The sequence below is a fragment of the Lacticaseibacillus hulanensis genome (assembly GCF_004010095.1).
GTDB lineage: Bacteria > Bacillota > Bacilli > Lactobacillales > Lactobacillaceae > Lacticaseibacillus > Lacticaseibacillus hulanensis.
Window position 1 is genome coordinate 64,313 of record NZ_RRYD01000013.1, and the last position, 19,461, is coordinate 83,773.

21 protein-coding genes and 2 tRNA genes are annotated in these 19,461 nt (G+C 53.2%); 12 read left to right on the forward strand and 11 right to left on the reverse strand.

Annotated elements, in window-relative coordinates; all coding sequences use genetic code 11:
- Window positions 1-86 precede the first annotated feature (86 nt).
- Both EKN00_RS04475 and rpsN read left to right on the forward strand, forming a co-directional pair.
- Window positions 87-1,028 (forward strand): magnesium transporter CorA family protein, encoded by a 942-nt coding sequence (locus EKN00_RS04475; protein ID WP_127848950.1) that lies wholly within the window; start codon window positions 87-89, stop codon window positions 1,026-1,028.
- Window positions 1,029-1,246: 218 nt separating this feature from the next.
- Entirely contained in the window at window positions 1,247-1,516 is a 270-nt protein-coding gene (gene rpsN / locus EKN00_RS04480; protein ID WP_127848951.1) for a 30S ribosomal protein S14, read from the forward strand.
- A 114-nt stretch (window positions 1,517-1,630) separates the two neighbouring features.
- On the opposite strand, the gene EKN00_RS04485 is transcribed toward rpsN, so the two are convergent.
- Window positions 1,631-2,002 (reverse strand): PTS glucitol/sorbitol transporter subunit IIA, encoded by a 372-nt coding sequence (locus tag EKN00_RS04485; protein WP_127848952.1) that lies wholly within the window; start codon window positions 2,000-2,002, stop codon window positions 1,631-1,633.
- Between the two features lie 110 nt (window positions 2,003-2,112).
- On the opposite strand from EKN00_RS04485, the gene EKN00_RS04490 reads away from it, so the two are divergent.
- From EKN00_RS04490 to EKN00_RS04505, 4 genes are all read left to right on the forward strand, one after another.
- Window positions 2,113-3,141: a lactonase family protein gene (locus EKN00_RS04490; protein ID WP_127848953.1), complete on the forward strand. Its 1,029-nt coding sequence runs from the start codon at window positions 2,113-2,115 to the stop codon at window positions 3,139-3,141.
- A gap of 91 nt (window positions 3,142-3,232) precedes the next feature.
- Window positions 3,233-4,054: an undecaprenyl-diphosphate phosphatase gene (locus EKN00_RS04495; RefSeq protein ID WP_127848954.1), complete on the forward strand. Its 822-nt coding sequence runs from the start codon at window positions 3,233-3,235 to the stop codon at window positions 4,052-4,054.
- Between the two features lie 44 nt (window positions 4,055-4,098).
- Window positions 4,099-4,743 (forward strand): copper homeostasis protein CutC, encoded by a 645-nt coding sequence (locus EKN00_RS04500; RefSeq protein WP_127848955.1) that lies wholly within the window; start codon window positions 4,099-4,101, stop codon window positions 4,741-4,743.
- 86 nt (window positions 4,744-4,829) lie between these two features.
- Window positions 4,830-5,447 carry an endonuclease III domain-containing protein gene (locus EKN00_RS04505; RefSeq protein WP_127848956.1) on the forward strand — a complete coding sequence of 206 codons (618 nt, stop codon included), beginning with the start codon at window positions 4,830-4,832 and terminating at the stop codon, window positions 5,445-5,447.
- A gap of 7 nt (window positions 5,448-5,454) precedes the next feature.
- Here the strand turns inward: EKN00_RS04505 and EKN00_RS04510 are convergent, their stop codons facing one another.
- From EKN00_RS04510 to yjbM, 3 genes are read right to left on the reverse strand one after another with little or no spacing between them, the layout of a single operon-like run.
- The gene (locus EKN00_RS04510) at window positions 5,455-6,345 is read right to left on the reverse strand and encodes an RluA family pseudouridine synthase (protein WP_127848957.1); all 891 of its coding nucleotides are present in this window, start codon (window positions 6,343-6,345) and stop codon (window positions 5,455-5,457) included.
- Complete coding sequence (locus EKN00_RS04515) at window positions 6,345-7,142, reverse strand: NAD kinase (protein WP_127848958.1); 798 nt, start codon at window positions 7,140-7,142, stop codon at window positions 6,345-6,347. Before EKN00_RS04515 ends, EKN00_RS04510 begins: the two co-directional genes overlap by 1 nt.
- The gene (gene yjbM, locus EKN00_RS04520; RefSeq protein ID WP_127848959.1) at window positions 7,142-7,870 is read right to left on the reverse strand and encodes a GTP diphosphokinase; all 729 of its coding nucleotides are present in this window, start codon (window positions 7,868-7,870) and stop codon (window positions 7,142-7,144) included. The genes EKN00_RS04515 and yjbM overlap by 1 nt, the downstream gene beginning before the upstream one ends.
- 192 nt (window positions 7,871-8,062) lie before the next feature.
- On the opposite strand from yjbM, the gene EKN00_RS04525 reads away from it, so the two are divergent.
- Window positions 8,063-8,650 carry a CYTH domain-containing protein gene (locus tag EKN00_RS04525; protein WP_127848960.1) on the forward strand — a complete coding sequence of 196 codons (588 nt, stop codon included), beginning with the start codon at window positions 8,063-8,065 and terminating at the stop codon, window positions 8,648-8,650.
- On the opposite strand, the gene EKN00_RS04530 is transcribed toward EKN00_RS04525, so the two are convergent.
- Window positions 8,647-9,720 carry a competence protein CoiA gene (locus tag EKN00_RS04530; protein ID WP_127848961.1) on the reverse strand — a complete coding sequence of 358 codons (1,074 nt, stop codon included), beginning with the start codon at window positions 9,718-9,720 and terminating at the stop codon, window positions 8,647-8,649. The two genes, EKN00_RS04525 and EKN00_RS04530, sit on opposite strands and share 4 nt — an antisense overlap.
- 164 nt (window positions 9,721-9,884) lie before the next feature.
- The gene (locus tag EKN00_RS04535) at window positions 9,885-10,859 is read right to left on the reverse strand and encodes an asparaginase (RefSeq protein WP_277749625.1); all 975 of its coding nucleotides are present in this window, start codon (window positions 10,857-10,859) and stop codon (window positions 9,885-9,887) included.
- Between the two features lie 512 nt (window positions 10,860-11,371).
- Here EKN00_RS04535 and EKN00_RS04540 point away from each other — a divergent pair.
- The 4 genes from EKN00_RS04540 (at window position 11,372) to EKN00_RS04555 (ending at window position 16,287) form a co-directional block, all read left to right on the forward strand.
- Complete coding sequence (locus EKN00_RS04540; protein WP_127848963.1) at window positions 11,372-12,502, forward strand: aminotransferase class I/II-fold pyridoxal phosphate-dependent enzyme; 1,131 nt, start codon at window positions 11,372-11,374, stop codon at window positions 12,500-12,502.
- A gap of 100 nt (window positions 12,503-12,602) precedes the next feature.
- The gene (locus tag EKN00_RS04545) at window positions 12,603-13,598 is read left to right on the forward strand and encodes an NAD(P)-dependent oxidoreductase (protein ID WP_127848964.1); all 996 of its coding nucleotides are present in this window, start codon (window positions 12,603-12,605) and stop codon (window positions 13,596-13,598) included.
- A gap of 81 nt (window positions 13,599-13,679) precedes the next feature.
- Complete coding sequence (locus EKN00_RS04550; RefSeq protein WP_127848965.1) at window positions 13,680-14,690, forward strand: L-lactate dehydrogenase; 1,011 nt, start codon at window positions 13,680-13,682, stop codon at window positions 14,688-14,690.
- 283 nt (window positions 14,691-14,973) lie between these two features.
- Window positions 14,974-16,287 carry an NCS2 family permease gene (locus EKN00_RS04555; protein WP_127848966.1) on the forward strand — a complete coding sequence of 438 codons (1,314 nt, stop codon included), beginning with the start codon at window positions 14,974-14,976 and terminating at the stop codon, window positions 16,285-16,287.
- A gap of 126 nt (window positions 16,288-16,413) precedes the next feature.
- Here EKN00_RS04555 and EKN00_RS04560 read toward each other — a convergent pair whose 3' ends face one another.
- On the reverse strand, window positions 16,414-17,094 hold the full coding sequence (locus EKN00_RS04560) for a 2,3-bisphosphoglycerate-dependent phosphoglycerate mutase (RefSeq protein ID WP_127848967.1): 681 nt from the start codon (window positions 17,092-17,094) through the stop codon (window positions 16,414-16,416).
- A gap of 154 nt (window positions 17,095-17,248) precedes the next feature.
- Here EKN00_RS04560 and EKN00_RS04565 point away from each other — a divergent pair, with 154 nt between their 5' ends.
- The gene (locus tag EKN00_RS04565) at window positions 17,249-18,343 is read left to right on the forward strand and encodes a low temperature requirement protein A (RefSeq protein WP_164848022.1); all 1,095 of its coding nucleotides are present in this window, start codon (window positions 17,249-17,251) and stop codon (window positions 18,341-18,343) included.
- Between the two features lie 40 nt (window positions 18,344-18,383).
- Here EKN00_RS04565 and EKN00_RS04570 read toward each other — a convergent pair whose 3' ends face one another.
- The 4 genes from EKN00_RS04570 to EKN00_RS04585 all read right to left on the reverse strand — a co-directional run bounded on the left by EKN00_RS04570 (window position 18,384) and on the right by EKN00_RS04585 (window position 19,458).
- Window positions 18,384-18,635 (reverse strand): hypothetical protein, encoded by a 252-nt coding sequence (locus EKN00_RS04570; RefSeq protein WP_127848969.1) that lies wholly within the window; start codon window positions 18,633-18,635, stop codon window positions 18,384-18,386.
- A 123-nt stretch (window positions 18,636-18,758) separates the two neighbouring features.
- Window positions 18,759-19,172 (reverse strand): TM2 domain-containing protein, encoded by a 414-nt coding sequence (locus tag EKN00_RS04575; RefSeq protein ID WP_127848970.1) that lies wholly within the window; start codon window positions 19,170-19,172, stop codon window positions 18,759-18,761.
- Between the two features lie 115 nt (window positions 19,173-19,287).
- Window positions 19,288-19,377: transfer RNA gene (locus EKN00_RS04580), tRNA-Ser, on the reverse strand.
- Between the two features lie 8 nt (window positions 19,378-19,385).
- A tRNA-Asn gene (locus tag EKN00_RS04585) sits at window positions 19,386-19,458 on the reverse strand.
- Window positions 19,459-19,461 lie beyond the last annotated feature (3 nt).

Genomic DNA, 19,461 nt, shown 5'->3' on the forward strand with positions numbered 1-19,461 from the left:
CTTAAGGTATTACAGACAACGGTTAACAGATATGTGAAAATTAGATTTAAAATAACGTCGTCACTAATCGAAGTGGAGGAAACGCAATGCTTTCAATATACAAGCACCGACACGGAGGCGGTCTCATGCCCACCAGCAAAATTGAAACTGGGGTGTGGATTAATGTGGTCGCGCCCGACGCCAAAGAGCGTGCCCAATTAATGAACGAAGCAAGCGCGCCGGAAGACTTCATCCTCTACGGCCTTGACCCAGATGAAGGTGCCCGTTTTGAGTATGACGATGACACGGACAGCAGCCTCATCATTTACGACATGCCCCAGCCGTCGCTCGGTGATAAAAATGGCGGCTACGAAACCATCCCCCTCGCCGTCATCATCACCAAGAAGTGCATCATCACAATTCACACCGAGTCAATTCCCTTGATGCAATATTTTGCTGAAGGCAAGGTTGCGACATTTGACCCGCGGGCGCGCTTCAACGCGGCGCTGCAATTCTTGTACCAAGTCAGCGTCAGCTACCTCACCTACCTGCGTGACCTGAACAAAGAGCGGGTGCAAATCGAAAGCAAACTGCAACGGACCCTGCGCAACGATGATCTGTACGGGTTAATGGGTGTTCAGCGCAGTCTGGTCTACTTCATGATGAGTCTGCGGACCAACCGCATCGTGCTGGACAACCTCGGTCGCGGCAACAGCCTGCACCTCGGTGAAGACGACCTTGATTTTCTAGATGACATCACCATCGAAAATCAGCAGGCCACCGAAATGGCGCAAATCAGCAACTCCATCATTCGCGAAACGGCGGACACGTATTCCTCCGTCATCAACAACAACATGAACGGGGTCATGAAGTTCCTGACTAGTTACTCGATAATTCTCACCATCCCCACGCTTGTCTTCTCCTTCTATGGCATGAACGTGGAGCTGCCGTTTGCGGGCACCCACTGGAGCTGGGTCATCACCATCTTGATTTCCATCGCCCTCGCCCTGATTTTGGGTGTTCAGTTCTGGCGGAATAAGTACTTCTAACGGCAAGATAAGGGCAGGCTCCCGGTGTGCACGATGAGCGCCCGCCCTTTTTTAGCGGCAGGGGCAATTAGCGCTACCATTAACTAAATTTGACCCGTCAGCCATTCTCTAACTTTTTGTTAGTATTTTTCAAATCAAAGTGCTATAATGACTGCATTGTTAAAGCGAAATGGCTCCAACTAAAAACTTCCACTTGGGAAAATTGCGAAGGAGCAAACATGGCTAAAAAATCAAAAATCGCCAAGGCAGCTAAGATTGCTGCAACGGTCGATAAGTACGCGGACTTGCGGGCACAGTACAAGGCAGAGGGTAATTACGCTGCCCTTGCAACCTTGCCGCGCAACGCCTCACCCGTGCGGGTCCACAACCGTGACCGCATTGATGGCCGCCCGCACGCATACATGCGCAAGTTTGGCATGTCGCGTCTTAATTTCCGCCAGCTCGCACACAAGGGGCAAATCCCTGGTGTCCGCAAAGCTAGTTGGTAACATTAAATACAGTAAAAGGTCCAGGCTTAGTGCCTGGGCCTTTTTGCTGGAACAAGGTACTAAAAAAGACTGTGCCCACCGCAAAAGCGGTTGGCACAGTCTTTTTAGTTGTCACTACTTCAAATCGTAAATGATCTCGGTGCCTTCCGTGAAGACGGGTTTGGCGTTTGGGAACAGGTAGATTGCGTTGCCCAGCGAGTCCTCACTTGGGACCGGCTGGAAAACAAGCGTGGCGTGGCCGATTTGCTGTAAGTTGGCGTTGGTCAGGCCACCAACCCCGATGACGCGAAACTTAATGTCGTTAATGTAGAGGTGGTCCCCCACCTTCACTTGCATCTTTTTCTGCGCTTTAGGATCAGTGAACTCCTGAATCACAGACACATTCCGCAAAGCATCTGTTGCCTTATCACCAAATAGAATCACCATCTGATCCTTGGGGCTGAGGGCATCCGGGCCAATTTCTTTAACAATTGATTTTAACTGCATAGTTCACTTCATCCTCACTAATTAGTATATCTTTATGATAACATGTTTTGGTGGGTAGCGAATCCGCTTTCTTTAGTTATATACTACCTTATGAAAGGGGGCCAAATATTTTGGCAGAAGAAACAGTAATTCTCGGTGGTTACACCCGTAAAGGTGGCGCCGGAATTTATCGGGCGGTACTAGATACCGTCACCGGGAGCGTCAGCACGCCACTCCCATACGTAACTGGCATTAATGGCCCAACATACTTAGCCTTATCCAAGGCCAATCGCTTGTACACAGTTGCCGCAGGAGAAGGAACAGGCGGGGTGGCCGCGGTGGACCTAAATGGGCCTAAGCCGCACATCCTCGGGACAGTCCTCGAGGCCGGCACCTCCCCCGCGCACGTCAGCATTGACGAAAAGCGTCAACTCGTCTTTGCGGCTAACTACCACGAGGGCCGCCTGAACGTTTACGCGATTCAGGATGACGGCAGTCTGGTTGCCACCGATGAAGCAAAACACACCGGCAACGGCCCTTTGCCCGAGCAAGACAGCAGCCACGTCCACTTTGCGGGATTAACCCCGGACAACCGCGTCGTCGTGATTGACCTTGGTAACGACACCGTCAGCACATACCAGGTGAGCGACTCCGGCAAGCTGAACGGCCCTGTTGTGTTGCACACGATGCCCGGTTTCGGGCCCCGGCACATTGCCTTCCACCCAACCAAGCCCGTCGCCTACCTGCTGGGTGAACTCAGCAGCAAGGTCCAGGTGCTCGATTACGACGCATCTACCGGCACGTTTGCACCACGGCAGACGCTGAGCACAATTCCAAGCGACTGGACAGAACATAATGGTGCCGCCGCAGTTCGTGTGAGCGCAGACGGCAAGTTCCTGTACACCAGCAACCGTGGCCACAACAGTATCGCCACGTTCGCCATCGACCAATCCGGAGAGCTCGAATTCATCAACCACACAAGCACGTTTGGTGACTTCCCCCGCGACTTCGCGATTGACCCGAGCGGCAACTACATTTTGGCCGTCAACCAGAATTCCGATAACGGGACGCTCTACCGCCGCGACCCTGTGAACGGCCTGCTCACGACCTTGGCCATCAACATTCCAACGCCAGAAGCCGTTTGTGTCGTATTCGCATAAAACTTTAACAAAAAACATGCACTTAACTGATTGTCCTAATTAAGTATCTGCTATACTGGAAACTATTGTAATAGTGAAGGAGTAAGTATTCATGGCAGATATTATTAAGGCAATCATCATTGGGATTGTCGAAGGGTTAACCGAATTTCTTCCTGTCAGTTCAACTGGCCACATTGATTTGGTTCAATCCGTGATTCACATGACCCAGACTCAAGATTTTAAGTACATGTTCAATTACGTAATCCAGCTTGGGGCCATCATGGCGGTAGTCTTCCTCTACTTCCACAAGCTCAATCCAATTGCACCAAGCAAAACCAAGGCTGAAAAATCAGCCACGTGGACACTTTGGTTCAAGGTGATTGTGGCCGTTATCCCAAGCGTGGTGATTGGTTTGCCACTGAACGACTGGATGGACGCGCACCTGCAAACCCCACCAGTCATTGCTACGACACTGATTGTGTATGGGATATTGTTCATCATCATTGAACGGTATAACAAGCACCGTCAACCGGTCGTCAACACGCTAGCTGACATTTCGTTCCAGCTGGCGATTCTGATTGGTTTGTTCCAAGCACTGTCAATCGTGCCTGGGACCAGCCGTAGTGGTGCAACCATCCTGGGCGCTATTTTGCTCGGGACTTCCCGCTACGTGGCAACCGAATTCTCGTTCTTCCTCGCCATTCCAACTATGTTTGGCGTCTCACTCCTCAAAATGGGGTCATTCTTCCTGAAGGGCAACACTTTCTCCGGTACCGAAATTGCTGTGCTCGCCACTGGTTTCCTCGTTTCCATGGTGGTTGCGTGGATTACCATCAAGTGGCTGCTCAAATTCGTGCAGGGTCACGATTTCACCGGCTTTGGGTGGTACCGAATCGCCCTTGGGATTGTTGTTTTACTGGTTATGTTCTTATAAACCGCTGCCGCGTTGCGGTGGCGTGATTGATTGGAGAATTGGAAATGCTTAACGAAATTGCAATTGAAAACTTCACCCTCATCCCCGCCGCAATGGCTGCCGGTGCTCAGCGCATCGAACTGGTCGGTAACTTGACCGCTGGTGGCACCACCGCCACCAAGGGGACAGCCATTGAAGCACTGAAGTACTGCCACGAACACAACGCAACGGTCGTCGCGATGGTGCGGCCCCGCGGCGGTGACTACTACTTTAACGACATCGAACTGAAGATTATGGAACGCGACATGCTCGAGATGCAGTCAATCGGCATGGACGCCGTCATCTTCGGTGCCCTAACTCCTGATAACCACTTCGACGTCGACGCAATGGAAAACCTGATTGCGGCTGCTGGTGGCATGCAGCTGGTCTGCAACCTCGCGTTCGACTGGATTCCACACGAAGACCAGAAGGCAGCCCTTGATTGGCTCGTTGAAAAAGGCTTCACCCGCGTTCTGACCCACGGTGGCCTCCTCGACACCAACATCCTGGACAACCTGGATCACCTGAAGGAAATCGCCGATTGGGCAGACGGCCGCATTGAGGTCCTACCTGGTGGTGGGGTCAACATTGATAACAAGGACCAAGTAACCAAGGCAATGGGCGTTAACCAAGCCCACGGGACCCACGTACTTGGTGAATTAAGCAAGTAAACAAAAAACGCGTCAGGCCAACTTGCCTGACGCGTTTTTGCTTACCCTGTATGCAGCACTAATTGTCGCAATCAAAGGAAGCAACCATGGAAACGATAACGATTGATGAGCTCTACCAAACTCTGTACAAGAACCTCGGTCCCCGCCACTGGTGGCCGGCCCGTAGCACTGAAGAACTGATTTGCGGCATGATTCTTGTGCAAAACACCAACTACAAGAATGTCTTCAAATCCCTCGCGAACCTCGATGCGGCCACGAACTTCGGGATTGATGCACTCCTTAACCTGCCGGAAGCAAAGCTGCAAGAGCTCATCATGCCCAGCGGTTTTTACAAGAACAAGTCCCGCTATTTGCGCGTCGTGCTCACCGAATACCGCAACCATTACCATCAGCTGGCTGCACTAGACACCGCAAGTCTGCGCGCACGGCTGCGGTCGCTGCCCGGCGTTGGCAACGAAACGGCGGATGTGCTCCTGCTCTATGTCTTCATGCGCCCCGCCTTTGTCGCCGACAGTTACACAAGACGGCTCTTTCGCTTAATTCGCAAGCAGGACGCCAACTACGAGCAGCTCCAGCGCGCCATCGTCCCAGCAATGCACCAGCGCATCCAAGAAGCCCAGGAATTTCACGCCCTCCTCGACGACTATGGCAAATTGGGCAGCGACGTTCTGGACCTCGGCAATCGCTACCGACTTGATGTCTAAGCATAAATTAACCAAGCTGAAGCTTTGTCACCAGTGCCTGCATGTCCCTTGTTAGCGGCGCGTGCAAGTGCAGCTTTTCCCCGGTGAAGGGGTGCTGAATATACAGGTCACTGCAGTGCAATGCCTGCCGTCCAAGCAGCATTTCGCCCCCATACAGTGAATCGCCAACAAGTGGCCGGCCGATGCTGGCAAAATGCACCCGAATCTGGTGGGTACGTCCGGTGTGCAGGAAGACCCGGGTGAGCGCGTAATTACCTCTTTGCGCGAGCGTTTCGTACTCCGTCACGGACTTCTTGCCGTTTGGGACCACGGCCCGGCGCATGTAAAAATCATCCGATAAGCCCAGCGGCAAAACAATCCACCCGTGCTTCATCAGCGGGACGCGGCCACTGCTAACGGCAAGGTACTGCTTGTCCAGCGTCCGCGTGTGCAACTGACGATCCATGAGTGTGTGGGCAAATGAGTGCTTGGCAAAAATCATGAGCCCACTCGTGTCCCGGTCAAGCCGCGTCACCACGTGAATGGAGGTGCTCTCCGCGCCGCTTTGCTGGAGGTAATACTTCACAAAATTGGCCATCGAGTCATCGGCCCTATTTGCCGCCGGAATCGAGGCCGTCCCCGCGGGCTTGTTCACCACGAGCAGGTCACGATCTTCATAGACAATGTCCACGGGCCCGGGGGTGGCCACCACCGCATCTGCGGGGATTTCCGGCGCCATGACCACCCGCACAACGTCGCCGCGACGAATCGTGAAGGCTGTTTTCCGCTGCTTGTGGTTGACGTAAATAGCCCCACCATGATACTTAAGGCGCGTCAGTTGCGCCATGCTCAGTCCCTCCTGAATCAGGAACTTCTGCAGCCGCACTGGTGCGCCTTGATAAACCCATTTTAGTAACATTATTTCTTCGCCCCAATAAAGGCGTCTTCCACTCGGTCCCAGAAGTGCATGTGCTTGTACCGGGCAAAATAAATGCGCTCGTCAGCAATTCGGTAGCGGACTTCTTTGATTGGCCGGTCGGTCATGTTGAACTGGTCAATCGTCATCACGTAATTCACCCCGGTTGCCGGCTTCAGGATCACCCACTCATCGGGCGCGATGATAATCGGCGCGGACAGGGTCCGAAAGACGCGGTTGTTAATCGAGGCAATTTCGGTAATCTGCAAGGCCTCGAGCCGCGGGTGAATGACTGCACCCCCGTTGGACTTGGAATACGCCGTCGAGCCGGTCGGTGTGCAAATACACAGCCCATCCCCACGGAAACTCTCAAAGAAGTTGTCCTTGATGAACACATCGGTTTTCATCGTCCCCGAAACACGCTTCAGGGTGGATTCGTTGAGTGCCACGTAATGACCCGTGGTGTCATCCTCGTATGTCACCTGAATATCGAGCAGCGGGTAGCCAACGCGTTCACCCTTATCGTTCAGTAGCGCCTGAACCAATTCGTCGAGTTCGAAATCACGCCAGTCGGTGTAAAAACCAAGGTGCCCGGTGTGGACCCCGACAAAACGAATCTTGTCGAGTGCGGCATTGTACCTGTGAAATGCCGACAAGAGCGTGCCGTCGCCCCCAACCGTAATTACCACGTCGGGGCGTGCGGGATTGACGGTGAATCCGGCCGCCTTTAATTTCTTGCTCAGGCTATGTGCCGCGTTGGTGCTTGCTTCGCCTGAATTATGAAACACCCAAACCCGCATTAATGTTCCTCCCTATCGCCGCCATCATGGCTGTCATTGTCCTGGTGCTTGTTTTCGGTACCATCCGCATTGGCATTGTACTGCATCCCAGACATTTGCGGTAAATCTTGGCCCTTGCCATACGAAAACAACTGTTGGGCTTCCTGGATTTCTTCACGGATTTCGGACATTTCCTTATCCAGCTGGAAACTGGCCTCGGCCGCACGCTTGAGCCGCGCCTTCAAATCATCGGGAAATTCACCCTGATATTTGTAGTTTAGTGAGTGTTCAATTGTGGCCCAGAAATTCATCGACATTGTCCGAATTTGGATTTCGGCCAGTATCTTCTTTTCACCATCAACTAACTGCACCGGATACTCAATCACCACGTGGTAGGAGCGATAGCCCGAAGACTTCACGTTCGTCACGTAATCGCGTTCCTCCAGCACCTCCATGTCGGTGCGCTGGTGGAGCAAGTTAACAACCTCGTAAATATCCTCAACAAATTGGCACATAATCCGGACACCAGCAATGTCTTGCATGTCCGTTTCGAGCACATCATCATCGATGTAGCGCCGCGCCTGTTTTTCGATGATTGAATCCACCGACTTCACGCGCGCAGTGACAAACTCGATTGGTGAATGCTTACTGGCCTGTTGGTATTGTTTGCGCATGCCACGAAACTTAATCTTAAGTTCTGCTACCGCCTGCTCGTACGGCATTAAAAATTGATCCCAGTTCTGCACCATGGCAAATCCTCTGCTTTCTACCGGCCAATGACGCGCCGGTGTTAATCTTGAATCATTATACCAAAAAGGAGAACTACCTGCCGGATTTCCATAGTGTTAAAATACGGACAAATACCACGGTTGCAACTTAGGTCAGCAGCTCATTTTTTTGAAACCGTATTTTGCAACACAATCCAGGAGGCCAAACATTCCATGCCAATTAACATTGAAAATGAATTCAAAACAATCATTACTGCTCAGCAAGCCAAAGAAATTGCCAATGTGCTTGATTTGGCGGCGCCCTACACGCAAACCAACACGTACTTCGACACCGCCAGCCACGACCTGCAGCAACATAAATGTGCCGCCCGCATCCGCCAATTTGCCGGTCACGCCGAACAAACCATTAAGGTCCTGGCGCACGCAAAGCCACGCAAGATGATTGAGTACACCGACCAGCTGGAAAGTAAGCAGGCGGCAGACCTAGTCAAGGCCGGCCAGTTGCTGGCACCGGGCACGGTCGCCGACCAGATGCAACTGTTAGGCATTGATGTTCAGTCGCTAAAGCCCTTCGCTAAGGCCACCACCACGCGGCGCGAATTTGAAAGTCCCGCTGGCTTACTGGCGCTAGATCAGACCAGTTATCCGGATGGCTTTACGGACTACGAACTTGAGATGGAATACACCAACTACAGCGCGGCCAACAAGTTTTTCCAGCGTTTAATCAGCCAATTTGCAATCAAGCAAACACCCGTGCAAAGCAAAATTGCCCGGGCCGCAAAGCATTCCTCAATAATTTAAGCCTTACGCCAATCGCCGCCTGCACTGTGCAGAGCGGCGATTTTGCTGTCGAGCCCATCGTACCACTTTGGGGTTCTCAGCCACATCCAGCCCGTTTTTGTTGCCGACAGCACGCCTGCAGTCACGAGCACGTTGCAAAACTGCGCCTCGATTTGGCGTAAGTACCGCGGCCAATCAACTAGCGGCAGTTTTTTGGGTGCCATAACGGTTCGCCAAAAATTCGCGTTGGCCGCAAGTTCGACATTCTGGCCCCAAAAGTTGATTAACCAGTAGACCCGCGCGGCCCACTCAGGTATGGCAAAGCCTGGCAAGTCCGTGCACTGCGCATGCACCGCCCAAGGACACCCCGCCAGATTCTGCCCGCGTACGTAACAAATATTCTGTAGCTGAACAATTTTGCGGCTTTGGTAGTGCAGCGCGGTCCCCACCCCGTTCGCTTCATGCACCATATCGGGATACCGCCCAAGATGCCGCTGGGGGCCAACGTGCGGCCAGGTGCTGTACTCGGTGTAAGACTGGGTGTGCACCCCCACCCGCCGCGACAGCACGCCTGCCTGCACGTCAAGGTGCTCGGTTGTCAGCTGACCGGTGGCATCCAGCCTGACAAACTTAGTCGCGGCGCCAAGTGTGCGGTACCGCTGGCCCAGGATCCACCGCACCCCAATCCCCATTTGCCGGTATCCTTGCGTCCGGGCAAAAAGGGACGAAACCGAAATTGGGCTGCACTGAAACTCCAGTGCCACCCGCTCTTCGCCACGCGTCAACAGTACGTCTATTCGCTGTTTAATCTCCGGAACATAAACTTCAAGCTCGGCGTTCCACCCCGACGTCTGCCCGATTTTGGCCAGCAACAATTTGCCGCGCAGGTGCTCGCCGCTTTCCGGTTCACTAGCCAGACAAGCGTTGTGCTTATGTGCAAAATGTGCGGGCAGCTGGACCCCGTTTTTAATAATCACCGGGCCCCGGCAGGCGGGACAACGAAATTTGGTGCCCACTTCCTGCAGTCTTGTCGCCTGCTCATGGCTAGTCAGTAATACGCGCACGCCATTTTCATCTTCACTAACGAACATGTTCAATCACCTCGTTAGTAATTACGTGAAAATTCGGTGCGTTTGCCGCAACTGCACCGAGCTACCTCGTTATCCGGCAGCGTGCTTGGCTTTGTCGCGGCTGACCGGTAATGCGGAGGGCCACATTGCAGCCACTGGGCAACTGAAATCAGCAGCATCCAAATCTAGCTCACAGCGTTGTTGACGTAGGCGGCCAATGCTTCGCCAGTCTTGCCCGCGCTGAGGGCGACGATTAGTTTGATCCGTGCCTTTTGTCCATTTAACCCCTGGCAGAAAATCACGCCGGCGTTCTGCAGCGGAATGCCGCCGCCCTCATAATCGTAGACGGGTTCAGCAACACCGTTGAAGCAGCGCGAAACAAGCACAACCGGTACGTGCCGTGCGAGCAGCTGCTTGATTGCGGGCAGTGTGGCTGGTGGCATGTTCCCCGCACCCAGGGCTTCGATGACGACCCCGTCAACCGTGTCCGGCAACATGCCCAGCAGCGTCCCGTCCATCCCCGCATACGCCTTAATCAAGACGACATTCGCGTCCACGGTATCGATTGGACATGCCTCCTGGTTAATTAGTTCCTGGAAGAACCGCGCACCGTCTTTGGTCACCAGGCCAACTGGGCCAAATGTTGGCGTGCGGAAAGTAGCGACGTTCGTCGTGTGCGTCTTCGTCACAAAGCGCGCGGTGTGAATCTCGTCATTCATAACCACTAGGCAGCCCTTGCCCCGGGCCCCGGCTGATGCGGCAACCTTGATGGCGCTTTGAAAGTTGTAAACCCCGTCTGTCCCAATCTCGTTACTCGAACGCATCGCGCCGGTGACGACAACCGGAATCTGGGGATCAAGCGTCAAATCTAGGAAGTACGCCGTTTCCTCCAGTGTGTCCGTGCCGTGGGTGACCACGACGCCAGTAACGCCAGCCATCTGCGCCCGCCGAATGCGTTTTGCCAGCACGAGCATTTTTTCTGGCGTCACGTGCGGTGATGGTAGATTGAAGATTTCCTCAACCTCAAGCTCAATGTCATTGTCTAATTGCATCCCGGCAGCGAGCAACGGATTGGTCGAGCTGGGGGCCACGGCGCCGTTCTCATCCGCGGTCATCGAGATAGTGCCACCCGTGTGTAAAACTAGAATTTTGCGCATCATTGTTCTCCTTAGTTGTTTACCACAGTATAACGCGGCCATTCAGCGCTAGAAATAATAATATTTATTGAAACCCCGTCCTCCATTACCAGCACCAGACTACATCCCGTCAAATCAGCACTTCTGCTAGGCAGATAGTGTTGCTGACGGGAATAAGTGTGGCATTTTCATGTTATTCTGCGATTTATTTCTTGACGCTTATTTAATTTGGTCGTATGCTAGGGCCATCAATTTATTAGGGAGATTTAATTATGAGTAATCAACAGCACACAGCTGCACGCAAGTTTTATGCCTGGTTTTTCGGATAGTCATCCGAGTACCGGGTCTTTGCGGTGCGCGGATGGCTTCGAGACATCTGCGTGCTAAGTTGATTATTCAAGGCGGATACGCCCTGCAACTAAACACCGGATGCCTCTCAAACGTCGAGAGATATCCGGTGTTTTTGTATATTCCCGAATACATCTATGCGCGCTCATAATTCGCCCCCAAAACCACACCAGAAAGGAATCTTCATCATGCCCAATACTAAGCCAAGCCTGCTCCAAGATTTGAAACACACCTACGACAACCTCGCACCGAACCCCATTCGCGTGTTCGATGCCGAGGCCAGCAACATCCCAGACGTGGTCAAATTGACCCTCGGGGAACCCGACTTCAACGTGCCCGACCACATCAAGCAGGCGGCCATCGCTTCCATCAACAACGACGAATCACACTACGGGCCCTCAAATGGCTGGCCAAAGCTCCGCCGCGCCGCAACTTCTTTTTTGAAGGATCGTTATGACCTCGACTACAATCCTGACACGGAACTGGTGGTCACGGTCGGTGCCACTGAGGCCCTGCATTCCTGCCTCGACACGGTGCTAAACCCCGGTGACAAGGTCCTGATGCCCAGCCCAACGTTTTCACTGTACGACCAGTTGATTCGCATCAACGGCGCCATTCCGGTATACATTAACACCGAAGCAACCGGCTTTGTCCTCACCCCGGACCAGTTGCGCAAGGCAATTGCCGACGAGGGCGACCGGGTGAAGGCAATCTTGCTGAACTTCCCGTCGAACCCAACCGGGGTCACCTACAACAAAGAACAAGTTGATGCAATTGCCAAGGTCGTTGCGGACACTAATCTCGTTGTCATCTCGGACGAAATCTACTCAGAGCTCACGTACGGCGCCACCCATGCATCTTTTGCCAAGGCCCTGCCTGAGCAGACCCTGCTGATTAACGGGGTATCCAAATCCCACGCAATGACCGGCTGGCGTATCGGCTTCATCGCGGGTCCCGCTGAGATTATGCGCCGTGTCAGCCTGGCCCATGCGTTCAACGTCACCGTCGCGTCAAATCCGGCAATGGCCGGTGCAACCGAGGCACTGTCAACTGAGGCCGGGCGGGTCGATTCGCAGAAGATGAAGGCCGAATACATCAAGCGGCGCGATTACGTGGTTGACGAGATGACCAAGATGGGCTTTTCCATTCCCCAGCCAAACGGTGCCTTCTACGTCTTCGCCAAAATTCCCGCTGGCTGCATCCAGGACGACACGGAGTTTTGCTACGACCTGTTGCGCAAGAACAAGCTCGCCGTCATCGCGGGCGGCGGCTTCGGCCCTGGTGGTGAGGCCCACATCCGTGTCAGCTATGCGGCATAAATGGCAACCCTGCACGAGGCGATGAAGCGCATGGGCGCATACGTGGCGGCTAACCGCAAGTAAAGTACGTTCCGGCAACCAATCAATAAGGAGTTAGACTATGACAAAAATTTTGATCTACAGTGTGCGCCCCGATGAGCTGACGGCCATTAAGCAACACGCAGAGGCCAATAACATGCAAATCGACACAACGGAGGACTTACTTGACGGCACCACGGTGGACCTTGCGCAAGGGTACGACGGCATCGTCATTCAGCAGCGGGCCCCAATTGGTGACGATACGGTTTACGCAAAGCTCGCCAGTTACGGCATCAAGCAGCTCACAACCCGCACTGCGGGCCTCGACACCATTAACATCCCCGCCGCCCACGCAGCCGGCCTGGTTGTGACGAACGTTCCCGCATACTCCCCCCGCTCGGTCGCGGAAAATGCCCTGATGTCTATTTTCCGGATTCTGCGGAAGAGTGCGGTGGTTGATCACCGCGTCGCGCAAAACAATTACACCTGGGCTGGACTGCAGGCCAAGGAAATCCACAGTGCAACCATCGGCATTATTGGCGCCGGGCGCATTGGCGGCACGCTGGCGGAGCTGCTACATTTGCTTGGCGCGGAGGTTTTGGCCTTCGACGTGAAAGAGCGCGACGAATTGCGCGGCACGGTCACCTACACGACCAAGGAAGATTTGCTCAAGCGCAGTGACGTGGTCAGCCTGCACGTCGACCTGAACGAAACCAGTTCCGGTCTCATTGGCGCCGCGGAATTCGCGCTGATGAAGCCCGATGCAGGAATCGTCAACGCCAGCCGCGGGCCCGTTGTCGACACGGCCGCGCTGGTCGACGCGCTGAGAAACAAGCAGATTGCCGCTGCCTGCCTGGACACCATCACGGGCGAGGACAACATCTTTAACTTTGACCACTCACAAGATGGCATTAGCACTCAGCCACTGATTGAACAGCTGCACGCAATGCCAAACGTCATCATTACCCCACATATTTCATTTTTCACCAACATTGCGGTCCAGAACATGGTCGATATTTCGCTCGACGACGTTCAGGCAGTACTGAACGGTGAAACCCCAATCAATGCCGTACGGTAACCGGAACCCTTTTTCGGGCGCTACCACTAGATGTTGGTGGCGCCCATTTTGTCACTAAACATAGAAAGAAGAATAAGTATTATGACTCGTAAAGTTGGAATTATTGGTGTTGGCCACGTCGGAGCAGCCGTTGCGCACCAAATCATTATCACCGGCGCGACTGACGACCTCGCCTTGATTGACATCGACACCAAGAAGGTTGAAGCGGACGCCCTCGATTTTGAGGACGCAATGGCCAATCTGCCCAGCCACACCAACATCACGGTGAACGACTACGCTGAACTGGCAGACGCCGATGTCATCGTCTCGGCGGTCGGCAATATCGGCATTCAAAAGATCAAGCTGGACCGGTTTGCGGAAGTTGGGTTTACCAGTAACGCGGTCAAACACGTCGCCGCAAAAATTAAGGCGTCGGGTTTCAACGGGATTCTGATTGTCATCTCCAACCCCTGCGACATTCAGACAATGATTTACCAACAGCTAACGGGCCTGCCCCAAAACCACGTGATGGGCACCGGCACCCTGCTTGATTCCGCCCGCATGCAGCGCGCGGTCGCCGCCTGCCTGAACATTGACCCCCGCTCTGTGACCGGCTACAACCTCGGTGAGCACGGTAATTCCCAGTTCACCGCTTGGTCCACCGTCCGCGTCCTGGGTCAGCCAATTCAAGCGGTGGCCGAGCAGCGCGGCCTGAACCTCGATGATTTGGACAATGAGGCCCGTATTGGCGGCTACCACGTGATGATTGGCAAACACTACACCAATTACGCCATCGCCGCGGCCACAACGCACCTGCTGAACGCCGTCTTGAGTGACGCCCACACCGAGATGCCGGTTTCCAATTACCGGCCCGAGTTTGATTGCTACGTCTCTTACCCGGTGATTGTCGGCCGCAACGGTGTTTTAACCAGTACCCAGCTGGATTTGTCGGCTAATGAGCAGACAAAACTGGCACAATCAGCCAACTTCATCAAAACCCGCTTCACGGACATCATGCAATTGCCTCTAGAAGACGAGACCACCACGGACGAATACACCCAGAGCCACTTGACCGAACTGCAGCAGTTGGATGTTGCCAACTTTGTTGAATAGCTAAACCCGCTGCCTTCACGGACAAAAATCGGGTGCTCTGTGTGCGTGAAAATGCCCACGACAATATTCGGTTCTTTCATTAATTGACACCAGCCCGAACAGCTTACAAAAAAAAGCAAACCCGAACTTATTGGTGACCCGGCCCTGGGAATACCAAATTAATGTTCGGGTTTTCATGTATATCGAAAATAGTTGTTTACTTACATTCGGTTTTATTGTAAGATAAAACCCGTTGTTTCGGTTAAATAAAAACCGAATGTTCGTATTTTAGGAGGCATTATTGATGAAAGAGAAGTTTCTTGCCTACTTTGAAGTGGAAAAGTTGCACACAACCGTGCGGCGTGAAATCCTTGCTGGTTTCACCACTTTCATTTCCATGGCATACATTTTATTTGTTAATCCATCCGTACTGGGGGCTTCGGGGATGGACAAGGGGGCCGTGTTCACCGCAACCGCCCTCGCTAGTGCACTAGGCTGTTTCTTGATGGGGATTCTCGCCCGTTACCCAATCGCAACGGCACCGGCGCTCGGGATTAACGCGTTCTTCGCCTACTCCGTCTGCATCGGCATGAAGATTCCTTGGCAAACAGCGCTCGCTGGTGTATTCGTTGCCTCACTGATCTTTATTCTGATTACGATTTTCAAGCTCCGGGAAATGATTATCGATGCCATCCCCGCTGACCTCAAGTACGCCATCTCCGGTGGGATTGGCTTGTTCATCGCCTTCCTGGGCCTGAGCGATGGCGGTATTATCGTCGCCAACAAATCTACTTTGGTGGGTCTTGGCTCACTGAGCGTCGGGACCACCTGGCTCACCATTTTCGGCCTGGTTGTCACCAGCCTGCTCATGGTCCGGCGCGTCCCTGGTGGTATCTTCATCGGGATGATTGCCACCACCATCGTTGGCCTAGTTTCCGGCCTGATTCACGCACCAAGCGCCATCGTTTCCGCGGCGCCGAGTTTGAAACCAACCTTCCTCACGGCGCTGCGCCACGTTGGTGATATCAACTCCGTCCAGATGTGGGTGGTCGTCCTCACGTTCTTACTGGTGACGTTCTTCGATACAGCGGGCACCCTCGTTGGGCTGGCCACGCAAGCGGGCTTCATGAAGGACAACAAGATGCCCCGTGTCGGTAAGGCCCTAGCATCTGATTCCACCGCCATGCTGGCCGGCTCACTTCTAGGGACATCCCCAGTCGGTGCGTTCGTCGAATCATCTGCCGGGATTGCCGTTGGTGGACGCACCGGGATTACCGCCGTTACCACCGGGGTATTCTTCCTCTTCGGCCTGTTCTTCTCGCCACTGCTGGCCGTAATCACCACGCAGGTCACCGCACCAGCGCTGATCATCGTCGGCGTGCTCATGGCCGCCAACCTCAAGCAGATTAGCTGGGACAAGCTGGAAATCGCCATTCCCGCATTCCTCATCGTGCTCGGAATGCCGTTGACCTACAGCATTTCTGACGGGATTGCCCTTGGGTTTATCATGTACCCAATGACAATGATTGCCGCAAAACGCGGTAAAGAAGTCTCGCCGATCATGTACCTGCTATTCTTTGTTTTCATCGGCTTCATGTGGATCTTGAATTTTAAATAGTAAATAGCAACGCGCTGATACGCAGGACAACCATTTCTGGTCCCTCGCGATATCAGCGCGTTGCTTTTTTTATTGCTCATTAAATGTTTGGCTTGGTAACTGCAAATGCCGGGCAGTGCCTAAGTGCTAGTCGGCGTGCAGAATTTCTTTGCTCTTAATGCACATCCTATTATCCAGCTCGTACACGATTGGTTCCGCATTGCCAACTTCGACGCCATCGATTTCGCCATCCGGAATCTGCTCCAGATACTTGATCAGTGCACGCAGCGTGGAGCCATGAGCCACCACGAGCTGATTCTGCCCCGCGAGCAGGCCCGGGGCAATCTGGTCCGTCCAGTAGGGAAGCAGCCGCTCCTGCGCGTCTGCGAGGCTCTCACCGACAGGCACAATGCTGACGGGCCAGCGCGAATACTTCACTTCCAAATCGGGCTTGGCCAAATGCGGTGGCTCCGCGATGTAACTACGCCGCCACTGCGCCACCTGCTTGCGCCCGAATAATTCGCGTGTCACGTCCTTATTCAGTCCGCGCAGAGCCCCGTAATGCCGCTCGTTTAACCGCCAGCTCTTGGTAATCGGCACGTACGACTGATTAATCTCGTCTTGGATGATGTAGGCGGTCATGATTGCGCGCTGCAACATGGAGGTGTGCACATGACCGAACTGTAATCCGGTCGCCGCAAGCCGCTGACCGGCCAGACTAGCCTGTACCCGACCATTCCCAGTCAGTGGTACATCCGACCAACCCGTGTATGTATTATCATAATTCGCGGTGCTTTCGCCGTGGCGGACCAAAACTAATTTTGCCATGGTAGCCCCTTTCCAACTCATTGCCGACAACTTCACGATTCATTATACACCGTTTCAGAAAACATCACTGCAGATTTGTCCACAAGCGTGAAAACCGGTAGAATAGAAAGCAATTACTTCATAATCCAATGAATTTGAGCGAAGGAGGGATATTGTGCCCAAGATTCCATCAACGATCGCCAAGGTCCCGGAATTATTTTACGACGTGCTGTTCACGTTTGTCTTAAGCCGCATCACTCGGGCAATGGTTTTCCCTGACTTTGGCAAAATTGTCTGGTTCGGCTTTTTGAAATACATCATCGTCCTCGCCTTCTTCTGGCTCATCTGGACGCACCAGGTCATCTACAGCAGCCGGTACCGCGAGCGACCAGTAATCGACAACATTTACCTAGCAGTCAACCTGTTTCTGCTAATTTACCTCTCGTCCACGTTCACCTTCCCCGCGGTAGACTTAACCCAGAATAGCAAGGTGGTGGCGGCGCTGTTGCTGCTCAGCGTCAGCAGCCAGTTCTGGCTCGCGTGGCGGGAACATGAACCGTTAGCGCAACTACTCGCCATTAATTTGTTCGTCGGTTTTTGTCTGACCGCGTTGTCGGTCCTTGTTGGCACGAACACTGCGGGTAACATCGTTTTCGCACTGGCCACTGCTAGCGCGACTGCAGGCCCCCTGCTGCTGCGCAAACGCTTAACGGAACAAAGCCACTTTAACACCATCAGCAACCGTCTCACCATTTTCACCGTCTTTATCTGTGCACGCTCAACCACCCAGGTGACGGACAGCCTGAATAACCTGAATCTGCAATCGGTGCTGTTCTTCGGTAGCACGGTCTTGCTGCTCGTCAGCTACCTACTGGTCTTTGCTTGTGGCATCAATCAGCACACGGACCGCTCGTCAATCTTTGCCCTCCTCATCCATTTTCCGTTGGTAACAGCACTGCTGCTCATGTCGAGTGTCGCCCGGCTGTTCACCGCTGGACGGGTGATTCCGCTAGACTTTGCGGCCTGGATGCTGGTCATGCTGATGGTCTTCACCATCACCCTCGGCCTATACCTCAACTTTTACCGCCGCGACACGGTTAACTGGCGGCCAAAGCGTGCGTTCTACTTCGTCTTCTCGTTCGCCCTTTTCACCCTGTATGGGCTTGTGACGTCGACGGTTGGCCCACTTTTCCTGGTTGGCCTGTGTGCCTACTTAATTGCCGATGACCTCTACTTATGGCAGTTTGTCTTAAGCCCAGAACCGCAATAAAAAACGCGTCCCCTCGTGAGGACGCGTTTTTTATTGCACATTACTTTTTTTCTTCTTCTTCTGGCTTTGGTGCGGTGACTGGCTTGCCACCCTTGCGAATGTGCTTGAAGTTAACCACGGTGCGGTTCTTCAAATCGTCCACAACCACCGCGTCCTCTTTATCGAATTCATCGATTGTCAGCAGGGCAGAGTTGACGTAAATTTTCTCGACCGTCCCTTTGAATGACAGGGGAACATCAGTATTCTTTTTAACGGTAACCTGATCGCCAAGAGCAATTTCCTGTGTGTCCATGTTACTGCCTCCTTCTATTGGGCGAACCCACGCAATTTATGCTAACCAATTATAGCACAGACAAAATCTCCCGAAAACAAGCGGGAGATTTGTCGTGTCACTATCCTAAACAACTACCTCAAACTAGAAGTCGTCAAAATCACTGTCATCGTCTTTGTCTGGCACACTGGTTGTTGCTGCATGCGCAGAAGCGTAGCCCAAGATGGTCATCGCCGTCTCGTAATTCTTTTGCCGGGCAGCCTTCATGATGAGAAATAGATCCACGAACCACCAGATCCAGCCCAGCATCCCAAACGTAATGATTGTAATCACAAGCTTGGCAATCCCCAGACCAACGTCGCCCACGTAAAAGCGGTCAATACCAAGGGCGCCAAGGAAAAAGGACAGCAGCAGTGCCACAACGGGCTCACGGTAACTTGCGGTCATTACGGCCATCTGTGCCTCATCTGGTGCATCCTGCATCTGACTGCGCAACCCAGCAACGGCCACCGCGGGGAATTTATTGCTATTAGTAATTAGAAAAGTATCGTAATTCATGGTTACTCCTCCGTTTCAATGTCTAATGTCATTTTGCGGTACATTAACGGTTTCGTCAATCAGCCTCAAGTATGATATGAAAAAAGACGATGTGCACGCACATCGTCTTAAACGACGGAGAGTAAGGGATTCGAACCCTTGATACAGGCAAAACCCGTATACATGGTTTCCAACCATGCTCCTTCAGCCTCTCGGACAACTCTCCATAAAAAACTCCGGTTGTCGGACTCGGACCGACGACAACCTGATTAACAGTCAGGTGCTCTACCAACTGAGCTAAACCGGAATA